The sequence below is a fragment of the Providencia alcalifaciens genome, from assembly GCF_020271745.1.
GTDB lineage: Bacteria > Pseudomonadota > Gammaproteobacteria > Enterobacterales > Enterobacteriaceae > Providencia > Providencia alcalifaciens_B.
In genome coordinates, this window is sequence record NZ_CP084296.1 from 2013876 (window position 1) to 2035360 (window position 21485).

At 46.5% G+C, this 21485-nt stretch carries 19 protein-coding genes and 3 pseudogenes; 21 read left to right on the forward strand and 1 reads right to left on the reverse strand.

All coding sequences use genetic code 11. The features are described 5' to 3' along the window. Nucleotides 1–135 precede the first annotated feature (135 nt). The 10 genes and pseudogenes from LDO51_RS09150 to LDO51_RS09195 all read left to right on the forward strand — a co-directional run bounded on the left by LDO51_RS09150 (nt 136) and on the right by LDO51_RS09195 (nt 10985). Nucleotides 136–1011: an SDR family oxidoreductase gene (locus LDO51_RS09150; protein ID WP_078081115.1), complete on the forward strand. Its 876-nt coding sequence runs from the start codon at nt 136–138 to the stop codon at nt 1009–1011. A gap of 74 nt (nt 1012–1085) precedes the next feature. Further along, nucleotides 1086–2048: pseudogene (gene floR, locus LDO51_RS09155) on the forward strand (chloramphenicol/florfenicol efflux MFS transporter FloR); the annotation flags it as partial. A 27-nt stretch (nt 2049–2075) separates the two neighbouring features. Beyond that, nucleotides 2076–2381: a LysR family transcriptional regulator gene (locus LDO51_RS09160; protein WP_001255015.1), complete on the forward strand. Its 306-nt coding sequence runs from the start codon at nt 2076–2078 to the stop codon at nt 2379–2381. A gap of 111 nt (nt 2382–2492) precedes the next feature. Continuing rightward, nucleotides 2493–3986 (forward strand): IS91-like element ISCR2 family transposase, encoded by a 1494-nt coding sequence (locus LDO51_RS09165; RefSeq protein WP_001120888.1) that lies wholly within the window; start codon nt 2493–2495, stop codon nt 3984–3986. Between the two features lie 570 nt (nt 3987–4556). Further along, complete coding sequence (locus LDO51_RS09170) at nt 4557–4934, forward strand: hypothetical protein (RefSeq protein WP_044502095.1); 378 nt, start codon at nt 4557–4559, stop codon at nt 4932–4934. 23 nt (nt 4935–4957) lie between these two features. Beyond that, nucleotides 4958–6094 (forward strand): tetracycline-inactivating monooxygenase Tet(X), encoded by a 1137-nt coding sequence (gene tet(X) / locus LDO51_RS09175; RefSeq protein ID WP_044502094.1) that lies wholly within the window; start codon nt 4958–4960, stop codon nt 6092–6094. Nucleotides 6095–6111: 17 nt separating this feature from the next. After that, on the forward strand, nt 6112–6972 hold the full coding sequence (estT, locus tag LDO51_RS09180) for a macrolide hydrolase EstT (RefSeq protein ID WP_077782102.1): 861 nt from the start codon (nt 6112–6114) through the stop codon (nt 6970–6972). Between the two features lie 56 nt (nt 6973–7028). Beyond that, nucleotides 7029–7505 (forward strand): annotated as a pseudogene (locus LDO51_RS09185) (glutamine-hydrolyzing GMP synthase); the annotation flags it as partial. Nucleotides 7506–7616: 111 nt separating this feature from the next. Beyond that, on the forward strand, nt 7617–9110 hold the full coding sequence (locus tag LDO51_RS09190) for an IS91-like element ISCR2 family transposase (protein ID WP_001120888.1): 1494 nt from the start codon (nt 7617–7619) through the stop codon (nt 9108–9110). A 252-nt stretch (nt 9111–9362) separates the two neighbouring features. Continuing rightward, nucleotides 9363–10985 (forward strand): ABC-F family ATP-binding cassette domain-containing protein, encoded by a 1623-nt coding sequence (locus tag LDO51_RS09195; protein WP_156734127.1) that lies wholly within the window; start codon nt 9363–9365, stop codon nt 10983–10985. A gap of 70 nt (nt 10986–11055) precedes the next feature. Here LDO51_RS09195 and LDO51_RS09200 read toward each other — a convergent pair whose 3' ends face one another. Continuing rightward, the gene (locus LDO51_RS09200; protein ID WP_156734125.1) at nt 11056–11685 is read right to left on the reverse strand and encodes a CatB-related O-acetyltransferase; all 630 of its coding nucleotides are present in this window, start codon (nt 11683–11685) and stop codon (nt 11056–11058) included. Nucleotides 11686–11913: 228 nt separating this feature from the next. Here LDO51_RS09200 and LDO51_RS09205 point away from each other — a divergent pair, with 228 nt between their 5' ends. From LDO51_RS09205 to LDO51_RS09255, 11 genes and pseudogenes are all read left to right on the forward strand, one after another. Continuing rightward, nucleotides 11914–12363 carry a MarR family transcriptional regulator gene (locus tag LDO51_RS09205; RefSeq protein WP_156734123.1) on the forward strand — a complete coding sequence of 150 codons (450 nt, stop codon included), beginning with the start codon at nt 11914–11916 and terminating at the stop codon, nt 12361–12363. A gap of 20 nt (nt 12364–12383) precedes the next feature. Next, complete coding sequence (locus LDO51_RS09210; RefSeq protein ID WP_165122346.1) at nt 12384–12773, forward strand: nuclear transport factor 2 family protein; 390 nt, start codon at nt 12384–12386, stop codon at nt 12771–12773. Nucleotides 12774–12841: 68 nt separating this feature from the next. Further along, nucleotides 12842–13207, forward strand: a complete 366-nt coding sequence (locus LDO51_RS09215; RefSeq protein WP_202981869.1) for a hypothetical protein — start codon at nt 12842–12844, stop codon at nt 13205–13207. 36 nt (nt 13208–13243) lie between these two features. After that, complete coding sequence (locus tag LDO51_RS09220; protein ID WP_165122347.1) at nt 13244–14038, forward strand: APH(3') family aminoglycoside O-phosphotransferase; 795 nt, start codon at nt 13244–13246, stop codon at nt 14036–14038. Next, nucleotides 14038–14463 (forward strand): GrpB family protein, encoded by a 426-nt coding sequence (locus LDO51_RS09225; RefSeq protein ID WP_156734117.1) that lies wholly within the window; start codon nt 14038–14040, stop codon nt 14461–14463. The genes LDO51_RS09220 and LDO51_RS09225 overlap by 1 nt, the downstream gene beginning before the upstream one ends. Nucleotides 14464–14745: 282 nt before the next feature. Continuing rightward, the gene (locus tag LDO51_RS09230) at nt 14746–16245 is read left to right on the forward strand and encodes a transposase (RefSeq protein WP_220788971.1); all 1500 of its coding nucleotides are present in this window, start codon (nt 14746–14748) and stop codon (nt 16243–16245) included. 570 nt (nt 16246–16815) lie between these two features. Further along, nucleotides 16816–17193, forward strand: coding sequence for a hypothetical protein (locus tag LDO51_RS09235; protein WP_044502095.1), 378 nt, complete (start codon nt 16816–16818; stop codon nt 17191–17193). Nucleotides 17194–17216: 23 nt separating this feature from the next. After that, entirely contained in the window at nt 17217–18353 is a 1137-nt protein-coding gene (gene tet(X) / locus LDO51_RS09240; RefSeq protein WP_044502094.1) for a tetracycline-inactivating monooxygenase Tet(X), read from the forward strand. A 17-nt stretch (nt 18354–18370) separates the two neighbouring features. Further along, complete coding sequence (estT, locus tag LDO51_RS09245) at nt 18371–19231, forward strand: macrolide hydrolase EstT (RefSeq protein ID WP_077782102.1); 861 nt, start codon at nt 18371–18373, stop codon at nt 19229–19231. Nucleotides 19232–19287: 56 nt separating this feature from the next. Next, nucleotides 19288–19764: pseudogene (locus tag LDO51_RS09250) on the forward strand (glutamine-hydrolyzing GMP synthase); the annotation flags it as partial. 111 nt (nt 19765–19875) lie between these two features. Continuing rightward, the gene (locus LDO51_RS09255; protein ID WP_001120888.1) at nt 19876–21369 is read left to right on the forward strand and encodes an IS91-like element ISCR2 family transposase; all 1494 of its coding nucleotides are present in this window, start codon (nt 19876–19878) and stop codon (nt 21367–21369) included. Nucleotides 21370–21485 lie beyond the last annotated feature (116 nt).

Consider the following 21485-nt stretch of genomic DNA (forward strand, 5'->3'; position numbering starts at 1 on the left):
AATCGGATTAATCCTGTTGAAATTTTATATTTCTATATTTAGAGCATAGGCAGATTGCCTGTGCTCTTTATTTTGTTTGTTTTAAATTGGTATTGAATGATACCAATATTACATGATTAATGGAGGAGATTATTTATGACATTTAATAACAATGAAAATACACGTGTGTGGTTTATTACAGGTGCAAGCAGTGGACTAGGATACGAATTCACAAAAAAAGCATTGGAGTCAGGAGAGAAGGTTGTTGGTGTTGCTAGAAATATTGAAAAACTGAATGAGTTAAAATGCCAGTTTGAAGGAATGTTACTTCCTTTAAGTCTTGATGTTACTGATAGAAGTGCTGTTTCGACTACAGTGGAAACTGCCATTAAACATTTTGGAAGACTCGATATTGTCATTAACAATGCAGGGAATATGGTAATGGGAATGATTGAAGAATTTAGTGAAGATGAAGTTAGAAGCCAAATGGAAACTAATTTCTTCGGTACAGTATGGGTAAGTCAAGCTGTTATGCCGTACTTGCGGGCACAAGAATCAGGTCATATTATCCAGATATCTAGTATTGGTGGACTGATTAGTGGTCCAATGTCGGGAATCTATAGCGCTAGTAAATTTGCTTTAGAAGGATTTAGCGAGGCTTTAGCACAAGAAGCTGCACATTTTGGTATAAAAGTATCTATCGTAGAACCTGGAGGTTACTGGACGAATCTATACTTAAAAATGAGTTTTACTACACAGAAAAAAGAGTATGATTCATTACGTGAAAAGTTGGCCCAACAATATTCAAACGAATCGGTGGATAGTGATCCTAAGTTAGCCGCCGAAGCTATAATGAAACTGGTTAATAGTGAGAATCCGCCTCTCCGATTAGTTCTGGGAAGCCTTGTATATGATTTAGCTGTTGAAAATGCAGAAAAACGTATATTTACATGGAAAGAGTGGGAATCAGTCAGTCGTTCTTCGGAACATGGGATTCCTGCACCAGAAGGATACGGAATAATTGAGGAATAGAAACCCTAAGAAATAAACTCTCTAAACTACAAAAACTAATTAATGATTTAATATGTTTATTAACTTAATCGCCGGGCGCAACGGCTTTCGTCATTGCGTCTCTGGGAGCAGCTTGGTCTTCAACTGCACCGGCCTTTGTCGCTTTCCGTCTACTTCAAGCAGTGGGCGCGTCGGCCATGCTGGTGGCGACGTTCGCGACGGTTCGCGACGTTTATGCCAACCGTCCTGAGGGTGTCGTCATCTACGGCCTTTTCAGTTCGATGCTGGCGTTCGTGCCTGCGCTCGGCCCTATCGCCGGAGCATTGATCGGCGAGTTCTTGGGATGGCAGGCGATATTCATTACTTTGGCTATACTGGCGATGCTCGCACTCCTAAATGCGGGTTTCAGGTGGCACGAAACCCGCCCTCTGGATCAAGTCAAGACGCGCCGATCTGTCTTGCCGATCTTCGCGAGTCCGGCTTTTTGGGTTTACACTGTCGGCTTTAGCGCCGGTATGGGCACCTTCTTCGTCTTCTTCTCGACGGCTCCCCGTGTGCTCATAGGCCAAGCGGAATATTCCGAGATCGGATTCAGCTTTGCCTTCGCCACTGTCGCGCTTGTAATGATCGTGACAACCCGTTTCGCGAAGTCCTTTGTCGCCAGATGGGGCATCGCAGGATGCGTGGCGCGTGGGATGGCGTTGCTTGTTTGCGGAGCGGTCCTGTTGGGGATCGGCGAACTTTACGGCTCGCCGTCATTCCTCACCTTCATCCTACCGATGTGGGTTGTCGCGGTCGGTATTGTCTTCACGGTGTCCGTTACCGCGAACGGCGCTTTGGCAGAGTTCGACGACATCGCGGGATCAGCGGTCGCGTTCTACTTCTGCGTTCAAAGCCTGATAGTCAGCATTGTCGGGACATTGGCGGTGGCACTTTTAAACGGTGACACAGCGTGGCCCGTGATCTGTTACGCCACGGCGATGGCGGTACTGGTTTCGTTGGGGCTGGTGCTCCTTCGGCTCCGTGGGGCTGCCACCGAGAAGTCGCCAGTCGTCTAACCGACGACTGGTAGCAGGCCCGCTCCGATGCGGCGCACTAACCATCGAAACCTCGTGAATGTCGGTATCCTGTCTGGCAGGATACCGCTCATTTCCCTTGTTCAGTTCATCGCCGTCGCCGAGCATCTGAATTTTCGGCATGCGGCCAAGGCACTTGGTATCAGCCAGTCGAGCGTCAGCGCGCGTGTGAAAGCGCTGGAGGATAACCTTGGTGTCCTGCTATTTGAGCGCCATGCGCGGGGCGTTCGGCTAACAGACGCAGGCAGGCACTTCATGGAGCGTGTCACGGCGGGTGTCGATCAACTCGATCACGCAGTGAAGACCGCGGAGTGACGGGCACTGGCTGGCAATGTCTAGCAACGGCAGGCATTTCGGCTGAGGGTAAAAGAACTTTCCGCTAAGCGATAGACTGTATGTAAACACAGTATTGCAAGGACGCGGAACATGCCTCATGTGGCGGCCAGGACGGCCAGCCGGGATCGGGATACTGGTCGTTACCAGAGCCACCGACCCGAGCAAACCCTTCTCTATCAGATCGTTGACGAGTATTACCCGGCATTCGCTGCGCTTATGGCAGAGCAGGGAAAGGAATTGCCGGGCTATGTGCAACGGGAATTTGAAGAATTTCTCCAATGCGGGCGGCTGGAGCATGGCTTTCTACGGGTTCGCTGCGAGTCTTGCCACGCCGAGCACCTGGTCGCTTTCAGCTGTAAGCGTCGCGGTTTCTGCCCGAGCTGTGGGGCGCGGCGGATGGCCGAAAGTGCCGCCTTGCTGGTTGATGAAGTACTGCCTGAACAACCCATGCGTCAGTGGGTGTTGAGCTTCCCGTTTCAGCTGCGTTTCCTGTTTGCCAGCCGGCCCGAGATCATGGGGTGGGTGCTGGGCATCGTTTACCGCGTCATTGCCACGCACCTGGTCAAGAAAGCGGGCCATACCCACCAAGTGGCCAAGACGGGCGCGGTCACCCTGATCCAGCGTTTTGGATCGGCGCTCAATCTGAATGTTCACTTCCACATGCTGTTTCTCGACGGTGTGTATGTCGAGCAATCCCACGGCTCAGCGCGTTTCCGCTGGGTCAAGGCGCCGACCAGCCCAGAGCTCACCCAGCTGACGCACACCATCGCCCACCGGGTGGGTCGCTATCTGGAACGGCAAGGCCTGCTGGAACGGGATGTCGAAAACAGCTATCTGGCCTCGGATGCGGTGGATGACGACCCGATGACACCCCTGCTGGGGCACTCGATCACTTACCGTATCGCTGTCGGTTCACAGGCGGGGCGAAAGGTGTTCACTTTGCAAACTCTGCCGACCAGTGGTGATCCGTTCGGTGACGGGATTGGCAAGGTAGCCGGGTCCAGCCTGCACGCCGGCGTGGCGGCCAGGGCCGATGAACGCAAGAAGCTCGAACGGCTGTGCCGGTACATCAGCCGCCCGGCGGTATCCGAGAAGCGGCTGTCGTTAACACGAGGCGGCAACGTGCGCTACCAGCTCAAGACGCCGTACCGGGACGGCACCACGCACGTCATTTTCGAACCATTGGATTTCATTGCAAGGCTGGCCGCCCTGGTACCGAAGCCCAGAGTCAACCTAACCCGCTTCCACGGGGTGTTCGCACCCAACAGTCGGCACCGGGCGTTGGTCACGCCGGCAAAACGGGGCAGGGGCAACAAGGTCAGGGTGGCTGATGAACCGGCAACACCAGCACAACGGCGAGCGTCGATGACATGGGCGCAACGGCTCAAGCGTGTTTTCAATATCGACATCGAGACCTGCAGCGGCTGCGGCGGCGCCATGAAAGTCATCGCCTGCATTGAAGACCCTATAGTGATCAAGCAGATCCTTGATCACCTGAAGCACAAAGCCGAAACCAGCGGGACCAGGGCGTTACCCGAAAGCCGGGCGCCACCGGCTGAGCTGCTCCTGGGTCTGTTTGACTGACGAGCCTGAAGGCCAACGATACCAATCAAAATGCTGCGTTCACAGCGCCGCGGCAGGGATCCGCCGTGCTGGTTGTCGGAAAAGGAGCCGCTAGTGGGAAAGAGGAGGGTAAATTTTCAGCGTTGCTGGCTCCCCGTCAGCCGGATTGGGTTGCATCGCAGGGGTGTCGAAAGAGTCAACTGCGGTCCAAAGCTGTTGGACTTGGGTGAAAAGGGCGTTTATTCTTCCTATACGTTGTTCAGAATAACATTGTTCCGCCAACAATCAATTCGGTAGATATTGAACCTGAATATAGGGATATATTTAACTTGACGTTACACCAATCACAACAACGGCAAGTGAATTACGCAATGAGTAATACTTTTGGTTTTGGCGGACACATTGCCACAAGTATTTTTAAAAAATATGCTGAATAGAGAGTAGGTGCTAACTTCGGTTTGCTCGTGTTGGCGCTAAATCGAAAGTTCAAGTATCCCAACATGTTCCTTCGTATAGAAGTTAAAAGTTGGCAATTATCGTAGAACAACCTACAGACAACACCAATATGTAACCGATAAATAATTACAAAATATGACCGACAGAGTAAACATCATCAATAACTACATCGATGGATACAACCAATTTGATATCAAAAAAATGGTTGCAGACCTTGACGATAATATTGTTTTTGAAAACATTCAAAATAATGATATAAGTTTATCGCTGAAAGGGTTAACAGCGTTTAAACAACAGGCAGAAACAGCAAAAACATACTTTGCAAAGAGAACACAGACAGTTAAATCGTTTAGGCATTTTGACAACAGCACTGAAATAGAAATTGATTATACAGCAATTTTAGCAATTGACTTTCCGAACGGCTTAAAAAAAGGGCAAAAGCTAAAGTTATCAGGAAAATCCGTGTTTGAATTTAAAAAAAACAAAGTGATTAAATTGACAGACATTAGTTGACATTAAAACCAGCGAACAAGAATATGACTTTACTAAAACATAAAAAAATTACAATAATTGGTGCCGGGCCTGTTGGATTAACAATGGCGAGATTGTTACAGCAAAACGGCGTGGACATTACAGTTTACGAGAGAGACAAAGACCAAGATGCAAGGATTTTTGGTGGGACACTTGATCTGCACAGGGATTCGGGACAGGAAGCAATGAAAAGAGCGGGATTGTTACAAACTTATTATGACTTAGCTTTACCAATGGGTGTAAATATTGTTGATGAAAAGGGCAATATTTTAACCACAAAAAATGTAAGACCCGAAAATCGTTTTGACAATCCTGAAATAAACAGAAATGACTTAAGGACTATCCTATTAAATAGTTTACAAAATGATACCGTCATTTGGGATAGAAAACTTGTTACCCTTGAACCTGATAAGGAGAAGTGGATACTAACTTTTGAGGATAAATCGAGTGAAACAGCAGATCTGGTTATTATTGCCAATGGTGGAATGTCTAAAGTAAGAAAATTTGTTACCGACACGGAAGTTGAAGAAACAGGTACTTTCAATATACAAGCCGATATTCATCAACCGGAGGTGAACTGTCCTGGATTTTTTCAGCTTTGCAATGGAAACCGGCTAATGGCTGCTCATCAAGGTAATTTATTATTTGCGAATCCTAATAATAATGGTGCATTGCATTTTGGAATAAGTTTTAAAACACCTGATGAATGGAAAAGCAAAACGCGGGTAGATTTTCAAGACAGAAATAGTGTCGTTGATTTTCTCCTGAAAAAATTTTCCGATTGGGACGAACGCTACAAAGAACTGATTCGTTTGACATCATCTTTTGTAGGGTTAGCGACACGAATATTTCCCTTAGATAAGTCTTGGAAAAGTAAGCGTCCATTACCCATAACGATGATTGGAGATGCTGCTCATTTGATGCCTCCTTTTGCAGGACAAGGCGTAAACAGTGGGTTGATGGATGCCTTGATATTGTCGGATAATCTGACCAATGGGAAATTTAACAGCATTGAAGAGGCTATTGAAAATTATGAACAGCAAATGTTTGCTTATGGAAGAGAAGCACAGGCAGAATCAATAATAAACGAAACGGAAATGTTCAGCCTCGACTTTTCTTTCCAAAAACTAATGAATCTATAAAACAGAAAGGCGAGGAAATGAAAGAGAAAATAGTTAAAAAAAACGGAATAAGACTTTTTACCGAAAGTTTTGGATGTGAAAAAGATCCGGCAATACTCTTGATTGCGGGAGCAACGGTATCCATGTTGTATTGGGATGCTGAATTTTGCCAGAAACTATCTGAAAAGGGATTTTTTGTTATTCGCTACGACAATAGGGACGTAGGAAAATCTACTAATTACGAACCGGGTTCAACCCCCTATGATATTGTTGACTTAACCCATGATGCTATTTCAATTTTGGACGGCTATAAAATAGTCAAAGCCAATTTTGTGGGAATTTCACTGGGCGGACTGATTTCTCAAATAGCATCAATAAAATATGCCGACAGGGTAAGTTCAATAACACTAATCTCATCAGGTCCTTGGGGCGACTCAGACCCCACAATTCCTGAAATGGATACGCGTATTTTAGATTTTCACGGAAAAGCTGAAACCGTAGATTGGACAAATGAAGACAGTGTGGCAAATTATTTAATTCAAGGTGCTGAATTGATGAGCGGCAGGAAACAATTTGACAAACAAAGAAGTGAAAAACTGATTAGAGCCGAATTTAAAAGAGCTAATAACTATATAAGTATGTTCAATCATGCGGCACTGCAAGGTGGTGAAGAATACTGGAACAGATTGAGCGAAATCAATCAACCAACCTTAATTGTACACGGAACGGACGATAAAATATGGCATTTTAAGAATTCAGCAGTTTTACTTGAAAAGATAAACGGCTCAAAACTAATAACGCTTGATGGAACCGGACACGAACTACATTTCGAAGATTGGAATAAAATTATTGATGGAATAACGCAACATACAACAAATAACAAAAGAATGAACAAATAGGGTATTATGTATTTCCAAATCAACGGTTTAGAGATTGAAGCTAATATCAATGTGTTATGACGCTCAAGCTGGTGGAGCCGCTGCGCGAGCTGTTTAAAGATGAGGTGCGCAAGATCGGTATGGAGTTAGGTCTGCCCTACGACATGGTTTACCGTCATCCCTTCCCTGGCCCTGGCTTGGGTGTGCGTATTCTTGGCGAAGTAAAAAAAGAATATGCCGACAGGTTGCGCTTGGCTGATGCCATCTTTATCGAAGAGCTGTATGCCGCTGACCTGTATCACAAAACCAGCCAAGCCTTCGCTGTATTCTTGCCAGTGAAGTCGGTTGGCGTAGTGGGCGATGCCCGCCGCTATGAGTATGTGGTGGCATTGCGCGCAGTAGAAACTATCGATTTTATGACAGCGCGCTGGGCACACTTGCCGTATGAGTTTTTAGAAACGGTTTCTAGCCGCATCATTAATGAGATTCCCGGTATTTCGCGGGTAACCTACGATGTTTCCTCAAAGCCGCCGGCAACTATTGAGTGGGAGTGACGGGCACTGGCTGGCAATGTCTAGCAACGGCAGGCATTTCGGCTGAGGGTAAAAGAACTTTCCGCTAAGCGATAGACTGTATGTAAACACAGTATTGCAAGGACGCGGAACATGCCTCATGTGGCGGCCAGGACGGCCAGCCGGGATCGGGATACTGGTCGTTACCAGAGCCACCGACCCGAGCAAACCCTTCTCTATCAGATCGTTGACGAGTATTACCCGGCATTCGCTGCGCTTATGGCAGAGCAGGGAAAGGAATTGCCGGGCTATGTGCAACGGGAATTTGAAGAATTTCTCCAATGCGGGCGGCTGGAGCATGGCTTTCTACGGGTTCGCTGCGAGTCTTGCCACGCCGAGCACCTGGTCGCTTTCAGCTGTAAGCGTCGCGGTTTCTGCCCGAGCTGTGGGGCGCGGCGGATGGCCGAAAGTGCCGCCTTGCTGGTTGATGAAGTACTGCCTGAACAACCCATGCGTCAGTGGGTGTTGAGCTTCCCGTTTCAGCTGCGTTTCCTGTTTGCCAGCCGGCCCGAGATCATGGGGTGGGTGCTGGGCATCGTTTACCGCGTCATTGCCACGCACCTGGTCAAGAAAGCGGGCCATACCCACCAAGTGGCCAAGACGGGCGCGGTCACCCTGATCCAGCGTTTTGGATCGGCGCTCAATCTGAATGTTCACTTCCACATGCTGTTTCTCGACGGTGTGTATGTCGAGCAATCCCACGGCTCAGCGCGTTTCCGCTGGGTCAAGGCGCCGACCAGCCCAGAGCTCACCCAGCTGACGCACACCATCGCCCACCGGGTGGGTCGCTATCTGGAACGGCAAGGCCTGCTGGAACGGGATGTCGAAAACAGCTATCTGGCCTCGGATGCGGTGGATGACGACCCGATGACACCCCTGCTGGGGCACTCGATCACTTACCGTATCGCTGTCGGTTCACAGGCGGGGCGAAAGGTGTTCACTTTGCAAACTCTGCCGACCAGTGGTGATCCGTTCGGTGACGGGATTGGCAAGGTAGCCGGGTCCAGCCTGCACGCCGGCGTGGCGGCCAGGGCCGATGAACGCAAGAAGCTCGAACGGCTGTGCCGGTACATCAGCCGCCCGGCGGTATCCGAGAAGCGGCTGTCGTTAACACGAGGCGGCAACGTGCGCTACCAGCTCAAGACGCCGTACCGGGACGGCACCACGCACGTCATTTTCGAACCATTGGATTTCATTGCAAGGCTGGCCGCCCTGGTACCGAAGCCCAGAGTCAACCTAACCCGCTTCCACGGGGTGTTCGCACCCAACAGTCGGCACCGGGCGTTGGTCACGCCGGCAAAACGGGGCAGGGGCAACAAGGTCAGGGTGGCTGATGAACCGGCAACACCAGCACAACGGCGAGCGTCGATGACATGGGCGCAACGGCTCAAGCGTGTTTTCAATATCGACATCGAGACCTGCAGCGGCTGCGGCGGCGCCATGAAAGTCATCGCCTGCATTGAAGACCCTATAGTGATCAAGCAGATCCTTGATCACCTGAAGCACAAAGCCGAAACCAGCGGGACCAGGGCGTTACCCGAAAGCCGGGCGCCACCGGCTGAGCTGCTCCTGGGTCTGTTTGACTGACGAGCCTGAAGGCCAACGATACCAATCAAAATGCTGCGTTCACAGCGCCGCGGCAGGGATCCGCCGTGCTGGTTGTCGGAAAAAGGAGCCGCTAGTGGGAAAGAGGAGGGTAAATTTTCAGCGTTGCTGGCTCCCCGTCAGCCGGATTGGGTTGCATCGCAGGGGTGTCGAAAGAGTCAACTGCGGTCCAAAGCTGTTGGACTTGGGTGAAAAGGGCGTTTATTCTTCCTATACGTCAATCAAGGAGGTTTTATGTCCAAATTTTTGCAGCTTAATCAGTTGTCTTATGGTTTGCCAAATGGCAACGCAGTTTTTTCAGACTTAACTTATACATTCTCTCAGCCAATCACAGCTTTGATTGGGCGAAATGGCGTTGGCAAAAGCTTATTGGCACAAATCATGGCGGGGCGATTATTGCCAACGGAAGGCTCATGTATCAATAGTGATTTAGTTTATTACTTATCACAAAAAGCCCATGAAAAAAGCGCTGAAACCATTGCTGAAGCATTGGGAATTCAATATATATTGAATTCATTGCAACGCATCGAAAATGGTAGTGTTGATCCTGATGATTTTGAAACTGTGGGTTCGCGTTGGTGCATTCAGGATGAGGCTCTGAATTTATTGGCTGATCTGTCTTTATCCCATGTTTCGTTAGCAACTGCTATGCAGCAATTAAGCGGTGGTGAGCAAATGCGTATTCGCATTGCGGCTGCTTTTTTATCACAAGCGCAGATTTTGATTCTAGATGAACCTAGCAACCATTTGGATTATCACTATAAACAAGTTTTATGGTCGATGATTCAATCATGGCAAGGGCAGGTGGTCATTATCACCCATGATCGTTATTTGTTGAACCGAGTGAGCGCCATTGTGGAATTATCTGCTAAAGGCTTAACAGCATACAGCGGTGCTTATCAAGATTATATTGAGCAAAGGGATGCCGAATTAGCTTCTGCTATTCAGCAGTTGAATGCGGTGAAACAGACAGAGAAAAAGCGCTTGGCAGTTGCACAGCAACAATTAGAACGACAAGCGAAACGATCCTCTCAAGCCAATAAACAACGTGGTGAGCAAAATCAAGCGAAGATATTGCTAGATCGTCAAAAGAATCGCAGTGAATTAAGTTCAGGCAAAGCCAAACAACAAAGAGATCAGATTGCTGAACAAGGCAAGCTAGCCATTCAATCTGCAAAAGATCGTCTAGATCAGCAAGAAACAGTTGTGTTACATGGTTATGATGTGGACGCTTTTGTGCCAAAAGTATTGGCAGAATTGAATCAGCTTACATTGCCACATTTATCTGAGCATTTGCGAGAATTTCATGGGCAGATTGAAAAAGGCGATCGCATTGCTATTGTGGGCAAAAATGGCAGTGGCAAATCTGTATTACTGAAAACATTGGCAGGGTTGGTTTCACCCTTACAAGGCGAAGTGAAGCATCATGTGAATTTTGCTTATTTGGATCAGCAATTGTCTTCATTGGATTTATCACAATCTATTTTGGATCAAATTTCAGATGGGCAAACTAAAGAAAAAATTACAGATTTAAGAATGCAATTGGCACAATTGGGTTTGGATAATACAGTGATTAATCAACCCATGAATGCTTTAAGTGGCGGAGAGCAATTGAAAGCTGCTTTGATTCTGTCTTTATATCAAAAAGAACCTGCACAATTATTGTTATTGGATGAGCCCAATAACCATTTGGATTTGCCATCATTACAAGCATTGGAGCAATTATTGCAGAGTTATCGAGGTGCTTTGGTGATTGTTGCACATGACCAAGAGTTTTTAGCGAATATTGGTATTACCAAATATTTAGTGGCGACTGAAAGTGGTTGGCAGTGGCAGGAAAAATTCCCAGCCATGTAATGGACAATGCAATAGGTTTAAGCTCTATCCCTCCTACTGAGAGGGATAGTTTCATTGATAATAACAATAATTAAAATGGATAATTTTTCTCAGCTTCAATCAATGCTTCAATATTATTTTGCGTTAAGAATGGGCGAAGTACCTGAAATTTCTCAGGTGCCCAATCATAAATATGCAATGCTAATAATTGTTGAATGATTTCTGGTGGAAATCTATATTTCATTAATTGCGCAGGTGATCCACCCACAATGGCATAAGGCTCGACATCTTTTGTCACAATGCTGCCTGCAGCAATGATTGCACCTTCACCAATTGTAATACCAGGCATAATCATCGCTCGCATGCCTATCCAATCGCCATCGTGAATATGTGTATCACCTTTGCTTTGATAAGCTTCTTCGATTGTTTCCATAAAAGGATATAAGCTGAACCAATCAGCGCGATGTGTATGATTGCCGCCCATAAGAATCACAGCTTCTGCACCAATGCAGACATAATCACCAATGTATAGCTGATCAATATGCCATAAAGGCTCCCACTTTAAGCTTTCTTCATCGCCATATAAATAGCGCACAACAGAAGCTTCAAAGCCTTGATCCCAGCAATCGCTGTAATAGCTATGTTGACCTTTAATGATAATGTTTGAGTTTTTAACAGTTTCGTGGAGATATTCCACTTTTGACCAATGTTTTTTTTCCATGACAAAGCTCCAAATAAAATGGCAAATACATGGAATGTTTTATCGATTCGATGCACTACATTCCAAGTGCATCAACCACGAGCGATTCTCGGCTTTTTCAGTAAAGGATTATTGATCATTGAGACATTATAAGTATTTATCAAGCTAACTCAAATTTATAGTTAACCAGTTGACAATAATTTAAATCAAGAATATAGTTAACTGGTAAACAAAGTTAGGGCGATAATTATGGCAACACAAACAGAAAAAATGTATCGAGCTTTAGTAAAGTTAACGCATGCACAGGAAATTCATCGAGAAAAAAAGCGTGAAACTTTATTGAAGGATTTAGGCAATTACACATTGACACAATTGCATATCTTGAGCTGTATTCAGCAGCATGATGCTGTGAATAATAAAGTGCTCAGCGATGCTTTGGCATTAACAAAAGCAGCAGTTTCAAAGGCTGTGAATAAATTATTGAAGGATGAATTGATCACAACATATCAAGTTGAGGATAACCAAAAGTCGATCTTTTATCAGTTAACGAAAGAAGGTGAGCATATTGCTGATATTCATCATGTATTGCATGAGCAAGCCAAAGCAAATTACTTGAATTTCTTAGCAACAATGGATGATGAAACATTGGCTAAAGCCCAGCTGTTCTTGGAAGCTTTAACAAATTACTTAGAAGAATAATGAAAAAAGGAGATCAAAACATGCATAAATATCAGAAATTAGTGGCTGAATCATTTGAAGTATTATTCGATGCGAATCAATCAGTGGATGATGTTAGACCGTTTTTTGCAAATAACTATACACAATGGGTGGATGGTAAAAGCTTGGATTACGATGGTTTCTTTCAGCATGTTGTCGCATTGAAAGAAGTGATTGCTACAGCTCATGTAGAATTCATTGAATTTATGGTGGAAGGCGATACAGCTGCGGATATTCACGATGTATTTGTGACTAAAAAGAATGGTGAAACATTACATGTACGAGTGATTGCATTTTTCACGTTTGAGAACAATCAAATTGCTTCTGTGCGTGAAATGACACATCTATTGGAAGGTAATGAAAGCGATCACGATTTAGGTTCAAGAACCTAATCCCAAAATTAAAATCATTGCGCTATAATCGAGCATCAAATTAAAAGATGTAGCAAAGTGAGATCATCGTGACAAACCAACCAAAACGCGTTTTAACTATCCAATCCCATGTTGCTTTTGGGCATGTTGGCAACTCGGCAGCTGTATTTACATTACAAAGAATGGGCATTGAAGCGATGCCAATTAATACTGTGCAATTCTCTAATCACAGTGGCCTGAATATTTTGATTACTGCATATTTTACAGCTTTAGGTGCGGCTAAATATTCTCTCATCATTGCTGCATTACATAGCTTAGTGTTTGTTTTGATTGGTATTGCAATTTTCCCACGGATATTTGGCATTGATGGCATTTGGCTAACCAGTGTTGTGGCAGAAACGTTGACAGTTTTCATCGGATTAAAGTTAGTCAGCATCGTGAACAGAAAGATATAAATGATATTGTTATTACCTCAATCAAGGATCAAAAAAATGATAAACAATTTACCCATTAATATTCGTGAACATTTGGGCGATCGCACTTATCGAATTGATAATGTTGGCATGTCGAATGCTAATGTGATGTTTTATGAAGATTTGGTCTTGAAGGTTGAAAAATCTACTGCTGAAGCTCAGCGTGAACATCAAATGTATCAATGGTTACAAGGTCAATTACCATTACCAAATATTGTTAAAGCCATGGAGCATGAAGAACATCATTATCTTTTAATGGAAAAGTTAAAAGGTGAATATGCATGCTCTGATTTTTGGTTAAAACAACCTGAATCATTGGTGGAAATGTTGGTGCAAGCGCTACAAATGTTATGGAATATTCCGATTGAGCATTGTCCTTATGATGCGACATTGTCGCAGAAATTAAAGCATGCAGAATACAATGTGGAACATGGTTTGTGTGATATGGATGATGCAGAAGCGGGTACTTATGGTGAGAATGGTTTTTCGTCACCCAAAGCATTACTAGAATGGTTGAAACAAAATCAGCCTGAGGAAGATCTCGTTTTTTCTCATGGTGATTTCTGTTTGCCCAATATCTTTATCGATCAAGGTGAGATCAGTGGTTTTATTGATTTAGGCCGAAGTGGTATTGCTGATCGTTATCAGGATATTGCATTGTGCTATCGCAGTTTATTGCATAATTTTGATGGACGATATAACGGCGGAATGGCTTACCCAAATTTTGATCCCAATATGCTGTTTGAGAAGTTGAATATCACACCTGATTGGGAAAAGATTCGCTATTACATTTTATTGGATGAATTGTTCTAATGTTAAAAAATCGATTAACACAACAACAAAAAGCGGCTATTTATATTTTTGAAGAAGGCGATCCTAATGAAAATCCTTGGGTGAAAGGTAAACCTGAGCAAGTACATATTGAAATAGTCGCGCATGATCCTGATTGGCTTGCACGATTTAGCGTACAAAAATCTTTGATTAAGAGTGCTTTGGGTGATTTAGTATTATCAATTGATCATGTTGGATCAACAGCAGTTGAAGGCTTAGCCGCTAAACCAATCATTGATATTGATTTGATTGTAGAAAATCCTGAAGATGAAGCATCTTATCTTCTAGCTTTGGAAGCATTGGGTTATGAGCTGACGATTCGTGAACCATCGTGGTATCAGCATCGTATGCTGAAATTGCACCATCCTATGGTGAATTTGCATGTATTTGGTAAGGATTGTCCTTAATATTATCGCCACTTGCATACGCCGTAAAATGGCGCATTTATCCGCTCAAAATAAATTTTTTTACAAGAAATTTCTGAGCATGGTATTTTTGATGGTATTGTGAATATGCTTCTTTGTAACTGTTTGAAAATAAATAGAAATATGCACTCATTTACAATCGAGTGGGAGTGACTGGCACTCACAGGCAATGTCTGGCACTGGCTGGCATCACAGCTGAGACTTCAATATCTCGCAGCTGAGCGATAAACTGTATAAAAACACAGTATCGCAAGGATGCGGATCATGCCCCAAGTGGCGGCCAGGATGGCCAGCCGGGACGAGAACACTGGTCGTTACCAGCGTCACCGGCCCGAGCAAACCCTGCTCTATCGGATCGTCGAAGAATACTACCCGACGTTCGCTGCCCATTTGGCGGCGCAGGGCAGGGAACTGCCCGGTTATGTGCAACGCGAGTTTGACGCCTACCTCAAATGCGGCCGTCTCGAACACGGCTTTCTGCGGGTGCGTTGTGAGTCGTGTCACGCTGAGCACCTGGTTGCGTTCAGCTGCAAACGTCGGGGCTTCTGTCCTAGTTGTGGCGCACGGCGTATGGCCGAAAGCGCCGCGCTACTGGTCGATGAGGTTCTGCCCGTACAGCCCATGCGCCAATGGGTACTCAGCTTTCCCTTTCAATTGCGCTTTCTGTTCGCCAGCCGGCCGGAGGTCATGGGCCGGGTGTTGGGCATCGTTTACCGCGTCATCGCCACGCATCTGGTCAAGAAAGCGGGCTATACCCACCAAGCGGCCAAGACCGGTGCCGTCACCCTGATCCAGCGCTTCGGCAGTGCACTGAACCTCAACATTCACTTTCACATGCTGTTCCTCGATGGCGTGTACGTTGAGCGTCCCAATGGAACAGCCCGGTTCCTCTGGGTCAGGGCGCCGACCAGCGCCGAACTCACCCAACTGGCGCACACCATCGCCCATCGGGTCGGCCGCTATTTGGAGCGGCAAGGCCTACTGGAGCGGGATGCTGAAAACAGTTACCTGGCCTTGGATGCGGTGGATGAAGATGCGATGACTCCACTGCTGGGGCATTCCATCACGTATCGCATCGCCGTGGGGCCACAGGCAGGGCGCAAGGTGTTCACCCTGCAGACACTGCCCGCCTGCGACCCGGAAGATCAGTTTGGTGACATGCCCGGTAAGGTTGCCGGTTTCTCGCTACATGCCGGCGTAGCGGCCAAGGCCCATGAGCGCAGCAAACTCGAACGGCTGTGCCGGTACATCAGCCGCCCGGCGGTATCCGAGAAGCGGCTGTCGTTAACACGAGGCGGCAACGTGCGCTACCAGCTCAAGACGCCGTACCGGGACGGCACCACGCACGTCATTTTCGAACCATTGGATTTCATTGCAAGGCTGGCCGCCCTGGTACCGAAGCCCAGAGTCAACCTAACCCGCTTCCACGGGGTGTTCGCACCCAACAGTCGGCACCGGGCGTTGGTCACGCCGGCAAAACGGGGCAGGGGCAACAAGGTCAGGGTGGCTGATGAACCGGCAACACCAGCACAACGGCGAGCGTCGATGACATGGGCGCAACGGCTCAAGCGTGTTTTCAATATCGACATCGAGACCTGCAGCGGCTGCGGCGGCGCCATGAAAGTCATCGCCTGCATTGAAGACCCTATAGTGATCAAGCAGATCCTTGATCACCTGAAGCACAAAGCCGAAACCAGCGGGACCAGGGCGTTACCCGAAAGCCGGGCGCCACCGGCTGAGCTGCTCCTGGGTCTGTTTGACTGACGAGCCTGAAGGCCAACGATACCAATCAAAATGCTGCGTTCACAGCGCCGCGGCAGGGATCCGCCGTGCTGGTTGTCGGAAAAGGAGCCGCTAGTGGGAAAGAGGAGGGTAAATTTTCAGCGTTGCTGGCTCCCCGTCAGCCGGATTGGGTTGCATCGCAGGGGTGTCGAAAGAGTCAACTGCGGTCCAAAGCTGTTGGACTTGGGTGAAAAGGGCGTTTATTCTTCCTATACGTTGTTCAGAATAACATTGTTCCGCCAACAATCAATTCGGTAGATATTGAACCTGAATATAGGGATATATTTAACTTGACGTTACACCAATCACAACAACGGCAAGTGAATTACGCAATGAGTAATACTTTTGGTTTTGGCGGACACATTGCCACAAGTATTTTTAAAAAATATGCTGAATAGAGAGTAGGTGCTAACTTCGGTTTGCTCGTGTTGGCGCTAAATCGAAAGTTCAAGTATCCCAACATGTTCCTTCGTATAGAAGTTAAAAGTTGGCAATTATCGTAGAACAACCTACAGACAACACCAATATGTAACCGATAAATAATTACAAAATATGACCGACAGAGTAAACATCATCAATAACTACATCGATGGATACAACCAATTTGATATCAAAAAAATGGTTGCAGACCTTGACGATAATATTGTTTTTGAAAACATTCAAAATAATGATATAAGTTTATCGCTGAAAGGGTTAACAGCGTTTAAACAACAGGCAGAAACAGCAAAAACATACTTTGCAAAGAGAACACAGACAGTTAAATCGTTTAGGCATTTTGACAACAGCACTGAAATAGAAATTGATTATACAGCAATTTTAGCAATTGACTTTCCGAACGGCTTAAAAAAAGGGCAAAAGCTAAAGTTATCAGGAAAATCCGTGTTTGAATTTAAAAAAAACAAAGTGATTAAATTGACAGACATTAGTTGACATTAAAACCAGCGAACAAGAATATGACTTTACTAAAACATAAAAAAATTACAATAATTGGTGCCGGGCCTGTTGGATTAACAATGGCGAGATTGTTACAGCAAAACGGCGTGGACATTACAGTTTACGAGAGAGACAAAGACCAAGATGCAAGGATTTTTGGTGGGACACTTGATCTGCACAGGGATTCGGGACAGGAAGCAATGAAAAGAGCGGGATTGTTACAAACTTATTATGACTTAGCTTTACCAATGGGTGTAAATATTGTTGATGAAAAGGGCAATATTTTAACCACAAAAAATGTAAGACCCGAAAATCGTTTTGACAATCCTGAAATAAACAGAAATGACTTAAGGACTATCCTATTAAATAGTTTACAAAATGATACCGTCATTTGGGATAGAAAACTTGTTACCCTTGAACCTGATAAGGAGAAGTGGATACTAACTTTTGAGGATAAATCGAGTGAAACAGCAGATCTGGTTATTATTGCCAATGGTGGAATGTCTAAAGTAAGAAAATTTGTTACCGACACGGAAGTTGAAGAAACAGGTACTTTCAATATACAAGCCGATATTCATCAACCGGAGGTGAACTGTCCTGGATTTTTTCAGCTTTGCAATGGAAACCGGCTAATGGCTGCTCATCAAGGTAATTTATTATTTGCGAATCCTAATAATAATGGTGCATTGCATTTTGGAATAAGTTTTAAAACACCTGATGAATGGAAAAGCAAAACGCGGGTAGATTTTCAAGACAGAAATAGTGTCGTTGATTTTCTCCTGAAAAAATTTTCCGATTGGGACGAACGCTACAAAGAACTGATTCGTTTGACATCATCTTTTGTAGGGTTAGCGACACGAATATTTCCCTTAGATAAGTCTTGGAAAAGTAAGCGTCCATTACCCATAACGATGATTGGAGATGCTGCTCATTTGATGCCTCCTTTTGCAGGACAAGGCGTAAACAGTGGGTTGATGGATGCCTTGATATTGTCGGATAATCTGACCAATGGGAAATTTAACAGCATTGAAGAGGCTATTGAAAATTATGAACAGCAAATGTTTGCTTATGGAAGAGAAGCACAGGCAGAATCAATAATAAACGAAACGGAAATGTTCAGCCTCGACTTTTCTTTCCAAAAACTAATGAATCTATAAAACAGAAAGGCGAGGAAATGAAAGAGAAAATAGTTAAAAAAAACGGAATAAGACTTTTTACCGAAAGTTTTGGATGTGAAAAAGATCCGGCAATACTCTTGATTGCGGGAGCAACGGTATCCATGTTGTATTGGGATGCTGAATTTTGCCAGAAACTATCTGAAAAGGGATTTTTTGTTATTCGCTACGACAATAGGGACGTAGGAAAATCTACTAATTACGAACCGGGTTCAACCCCCTATGATATTGTTGACTTAACCCATGATGCTATTTCAATTTTGGACGGCTATAAAATAGTCAAAGCCAATTTTGTGGGAATTTCACTGGGCGGACTGATTTCTCAAATAGCATCAATAAAATATGCCGACAGGGTAAGTTCAATAACACTAATCTCATCAGGTCCTTGGGGCGACTCAGACCCCACAATTCCTGAAATGGATACGCGTATTTTAGATTTTCACGGAAAAGCTGAAACCGTAGATTGGACAAATGAAGACAGTGTGGCAAATTATTTAATTCAAGGTGCTGAATTGATGAGCGGCAGGAAACAATTTGACAAACAAAGAAGTGAAAAACTGATTAGAGCCGAATTTAAAAGAGCTAATAACTATATAAGTATGTTCAATCATGCGGCACTGCAAGGTGGTGAAGAATACTGGAACAGATTGAGCGAAATCAATCAACCAACCTTAATTGTACACGGAACGGACGATAAAATATGGCATTTTAAGAATTCAGCAGTTTTACTTGAAAAGATAAACGGCTCAAAACTAATAACGCTTGATGGAACCGGACACGAACTACATTTCGAAGATTGGAATAAAATTATTGATGGAATAACGCAACATACAACAAATAACAAAAGAATGAACAAATAGGGTATTATGTATTTCCAAATCAACGGTTTAGAGATTGAAGCTAATATCAATGTGTTATGACGCTCAAGCTGGTGGAGCCGCTGCGCGAGCTGTTTAAAGATGAGGTGCGCAAGATCGGTATGGAGTTAGGTCTGCCCTACGACATGGTTTACCGTCATCCCTTCCCTGGCCCTGGCTTGGGTGTGCGTATTCTTGGCGAAGTAAAAAAAGAATATGCCGACAGGTTGCGCTTGGCTGATGCCATCTTTATCGAAGAGCTGTATGCCGCTGACCTGTATCACAAAACCAGCCAAGCCTTCGCTGTATTCTTGCCAGTGAAGTCGGTTGGCGTAGTGGGCGATGCCCGCCGCTATGAGTATGTGGTGGCATTGCGCGCAGTAGAAACTATCGATTTTATGACAGCGCGCTGGGCACACTTGCCGTATGAGTTTTTAGAAACGGTTTCTAGCCGCATCATTAATGAGATTCCCGGTATTTCGCGGGTAACCTACGATGTTTCCTCAAAGCCGCCGGCAACTATTGAGTGGGAGTGACGGGCACTGGCTGGCAATGTCTAGCAACGGCAGGCATTTCGGCTGAGGGTAAAAGAACTTTCCGCTAAGCGATAGACTGTATGTAAACACAGTATTGCAAGGACGCGGAACATGCCTCATGTGGCGGCCAGGACGGCCAGCCGGGATCGGGATACTGGTCGTTACCAGAGCCACCGACCCGAGCAAACCCTTCTCTATCAGATCGTTGACGAGTATTACCCGGCATTCGCTGCGCTTATGGCAGAGCAGGGAAAGGAATTGCCGGGCTATGTGCAACGGGAATTTGAAGAATTTCTCCAATGCGGGCGGCTGGAGCATGGCTTTCTACGGGTTCGCTGCGAGTCTTGCCACGCCGAGCACCTGGTCGCTTTCAGCTGTAAGCGTCGCGGTTTCTGCCCGAGCTGTGGGGCGCGGCGGATGGCCGAAAGTGCCGCCTTGCTGGTTGATGAAGTACTGCCTGAACAACCCATGCGTCAGTGGGTGTTGAGCTTCCCGTTTCAGCTGCGTTTCCTGTTTGCCAGCCGGCCCGAGATCATGGGGTGGGTGCTGGGCATCGTTTACCGCGTCATTGCCACGCACCTGGTCAAGAAAGCGGGCCATACCCACCAAGTGGCCAAGACGGGCGCGGTCACCCTGATCCAGCGTTTTGGATCGGCGCTCAATCTGAATGTTCACTTCCACATGCTGTTTCTCGACGGTGTGTATGTCGAGCAATCCCACGGCTCAGCGCGTTTCCGCTGGGTCAAGGCGCCGACCAGCCCAGAGCTCACCCAGCTGACGCACACCATCGCCCACCGGGTGGGTCGCTATCTGGAACGGCAAGGCCTGCTGGAACGGGATGTCGAAAACAGCTATCTGGCCTCGGATGCGGTGGATGACGACCCGATGACACCCCTGCTGGGGCACTCGATCACTTACCGTATCGCTGTCGGTTCACAGGCGGGGCGAAAGGTGTTCACTTTGCAAACTCTGCCGACCAGTGGTGATCCGTTCGGTGACGGGATTGGCAAGGTAGCCGGGTCCAGCCTGCACGCCGGCGTGGCGGCCAGGGCCGATGAACGCAAGAAGCTCGAACGGCTGTGCCGGTACATCAGCCGCCCGGCGGTATCCGAGAAGCGGCTGTCGTTAACACGAGGCGGCAACGTGCGCTACCAGCTCAAGACGCCGTACCGGGACGGCACCACGCACGTCATTTTCGAACCATTGGATTTCATTGCAAGGCTGGCCGCCCTGGTACCGAAGCCCAGAGTCAACCTAACCCGCTTCCACGGGGTGTTCGCACCCAACAGTCGGCACCGGGCGTTGGTCACGCCGGCAAAACGGGGCAGGGGCAACAAGGTCAGGGTGGCTGATGAACCGGCAACACCAGCACAACGGCGAGCGTCGATGACATGGGCGCAACGGCTCAAGCGTGTTTTCAATATCGACATCGAGACCTGCAGCGGCTGCGGCGGCGCCATGAAAGTCATCGCCTGCATTGAAGACCCTATAGTGATCAAGCAGATCCTTGATCACCTGAAGCACAAAGCCGAAACCAGCGGGACCAGGGCGTTACCCGAAAGCCGGGCGCCACCGGCTGAGCTGCTCCTGGGTCTGTTTGACTGACGAGCCTGAAGGCCAACGATACCAATCAAAATGCTGCGTTCACAGCGCCGCGGCAGGGATCCGCCGTGCTGGTTGTCGGAAAAGGAGCCGCTAGTGGGAAAGAGGAGGGTAAATTT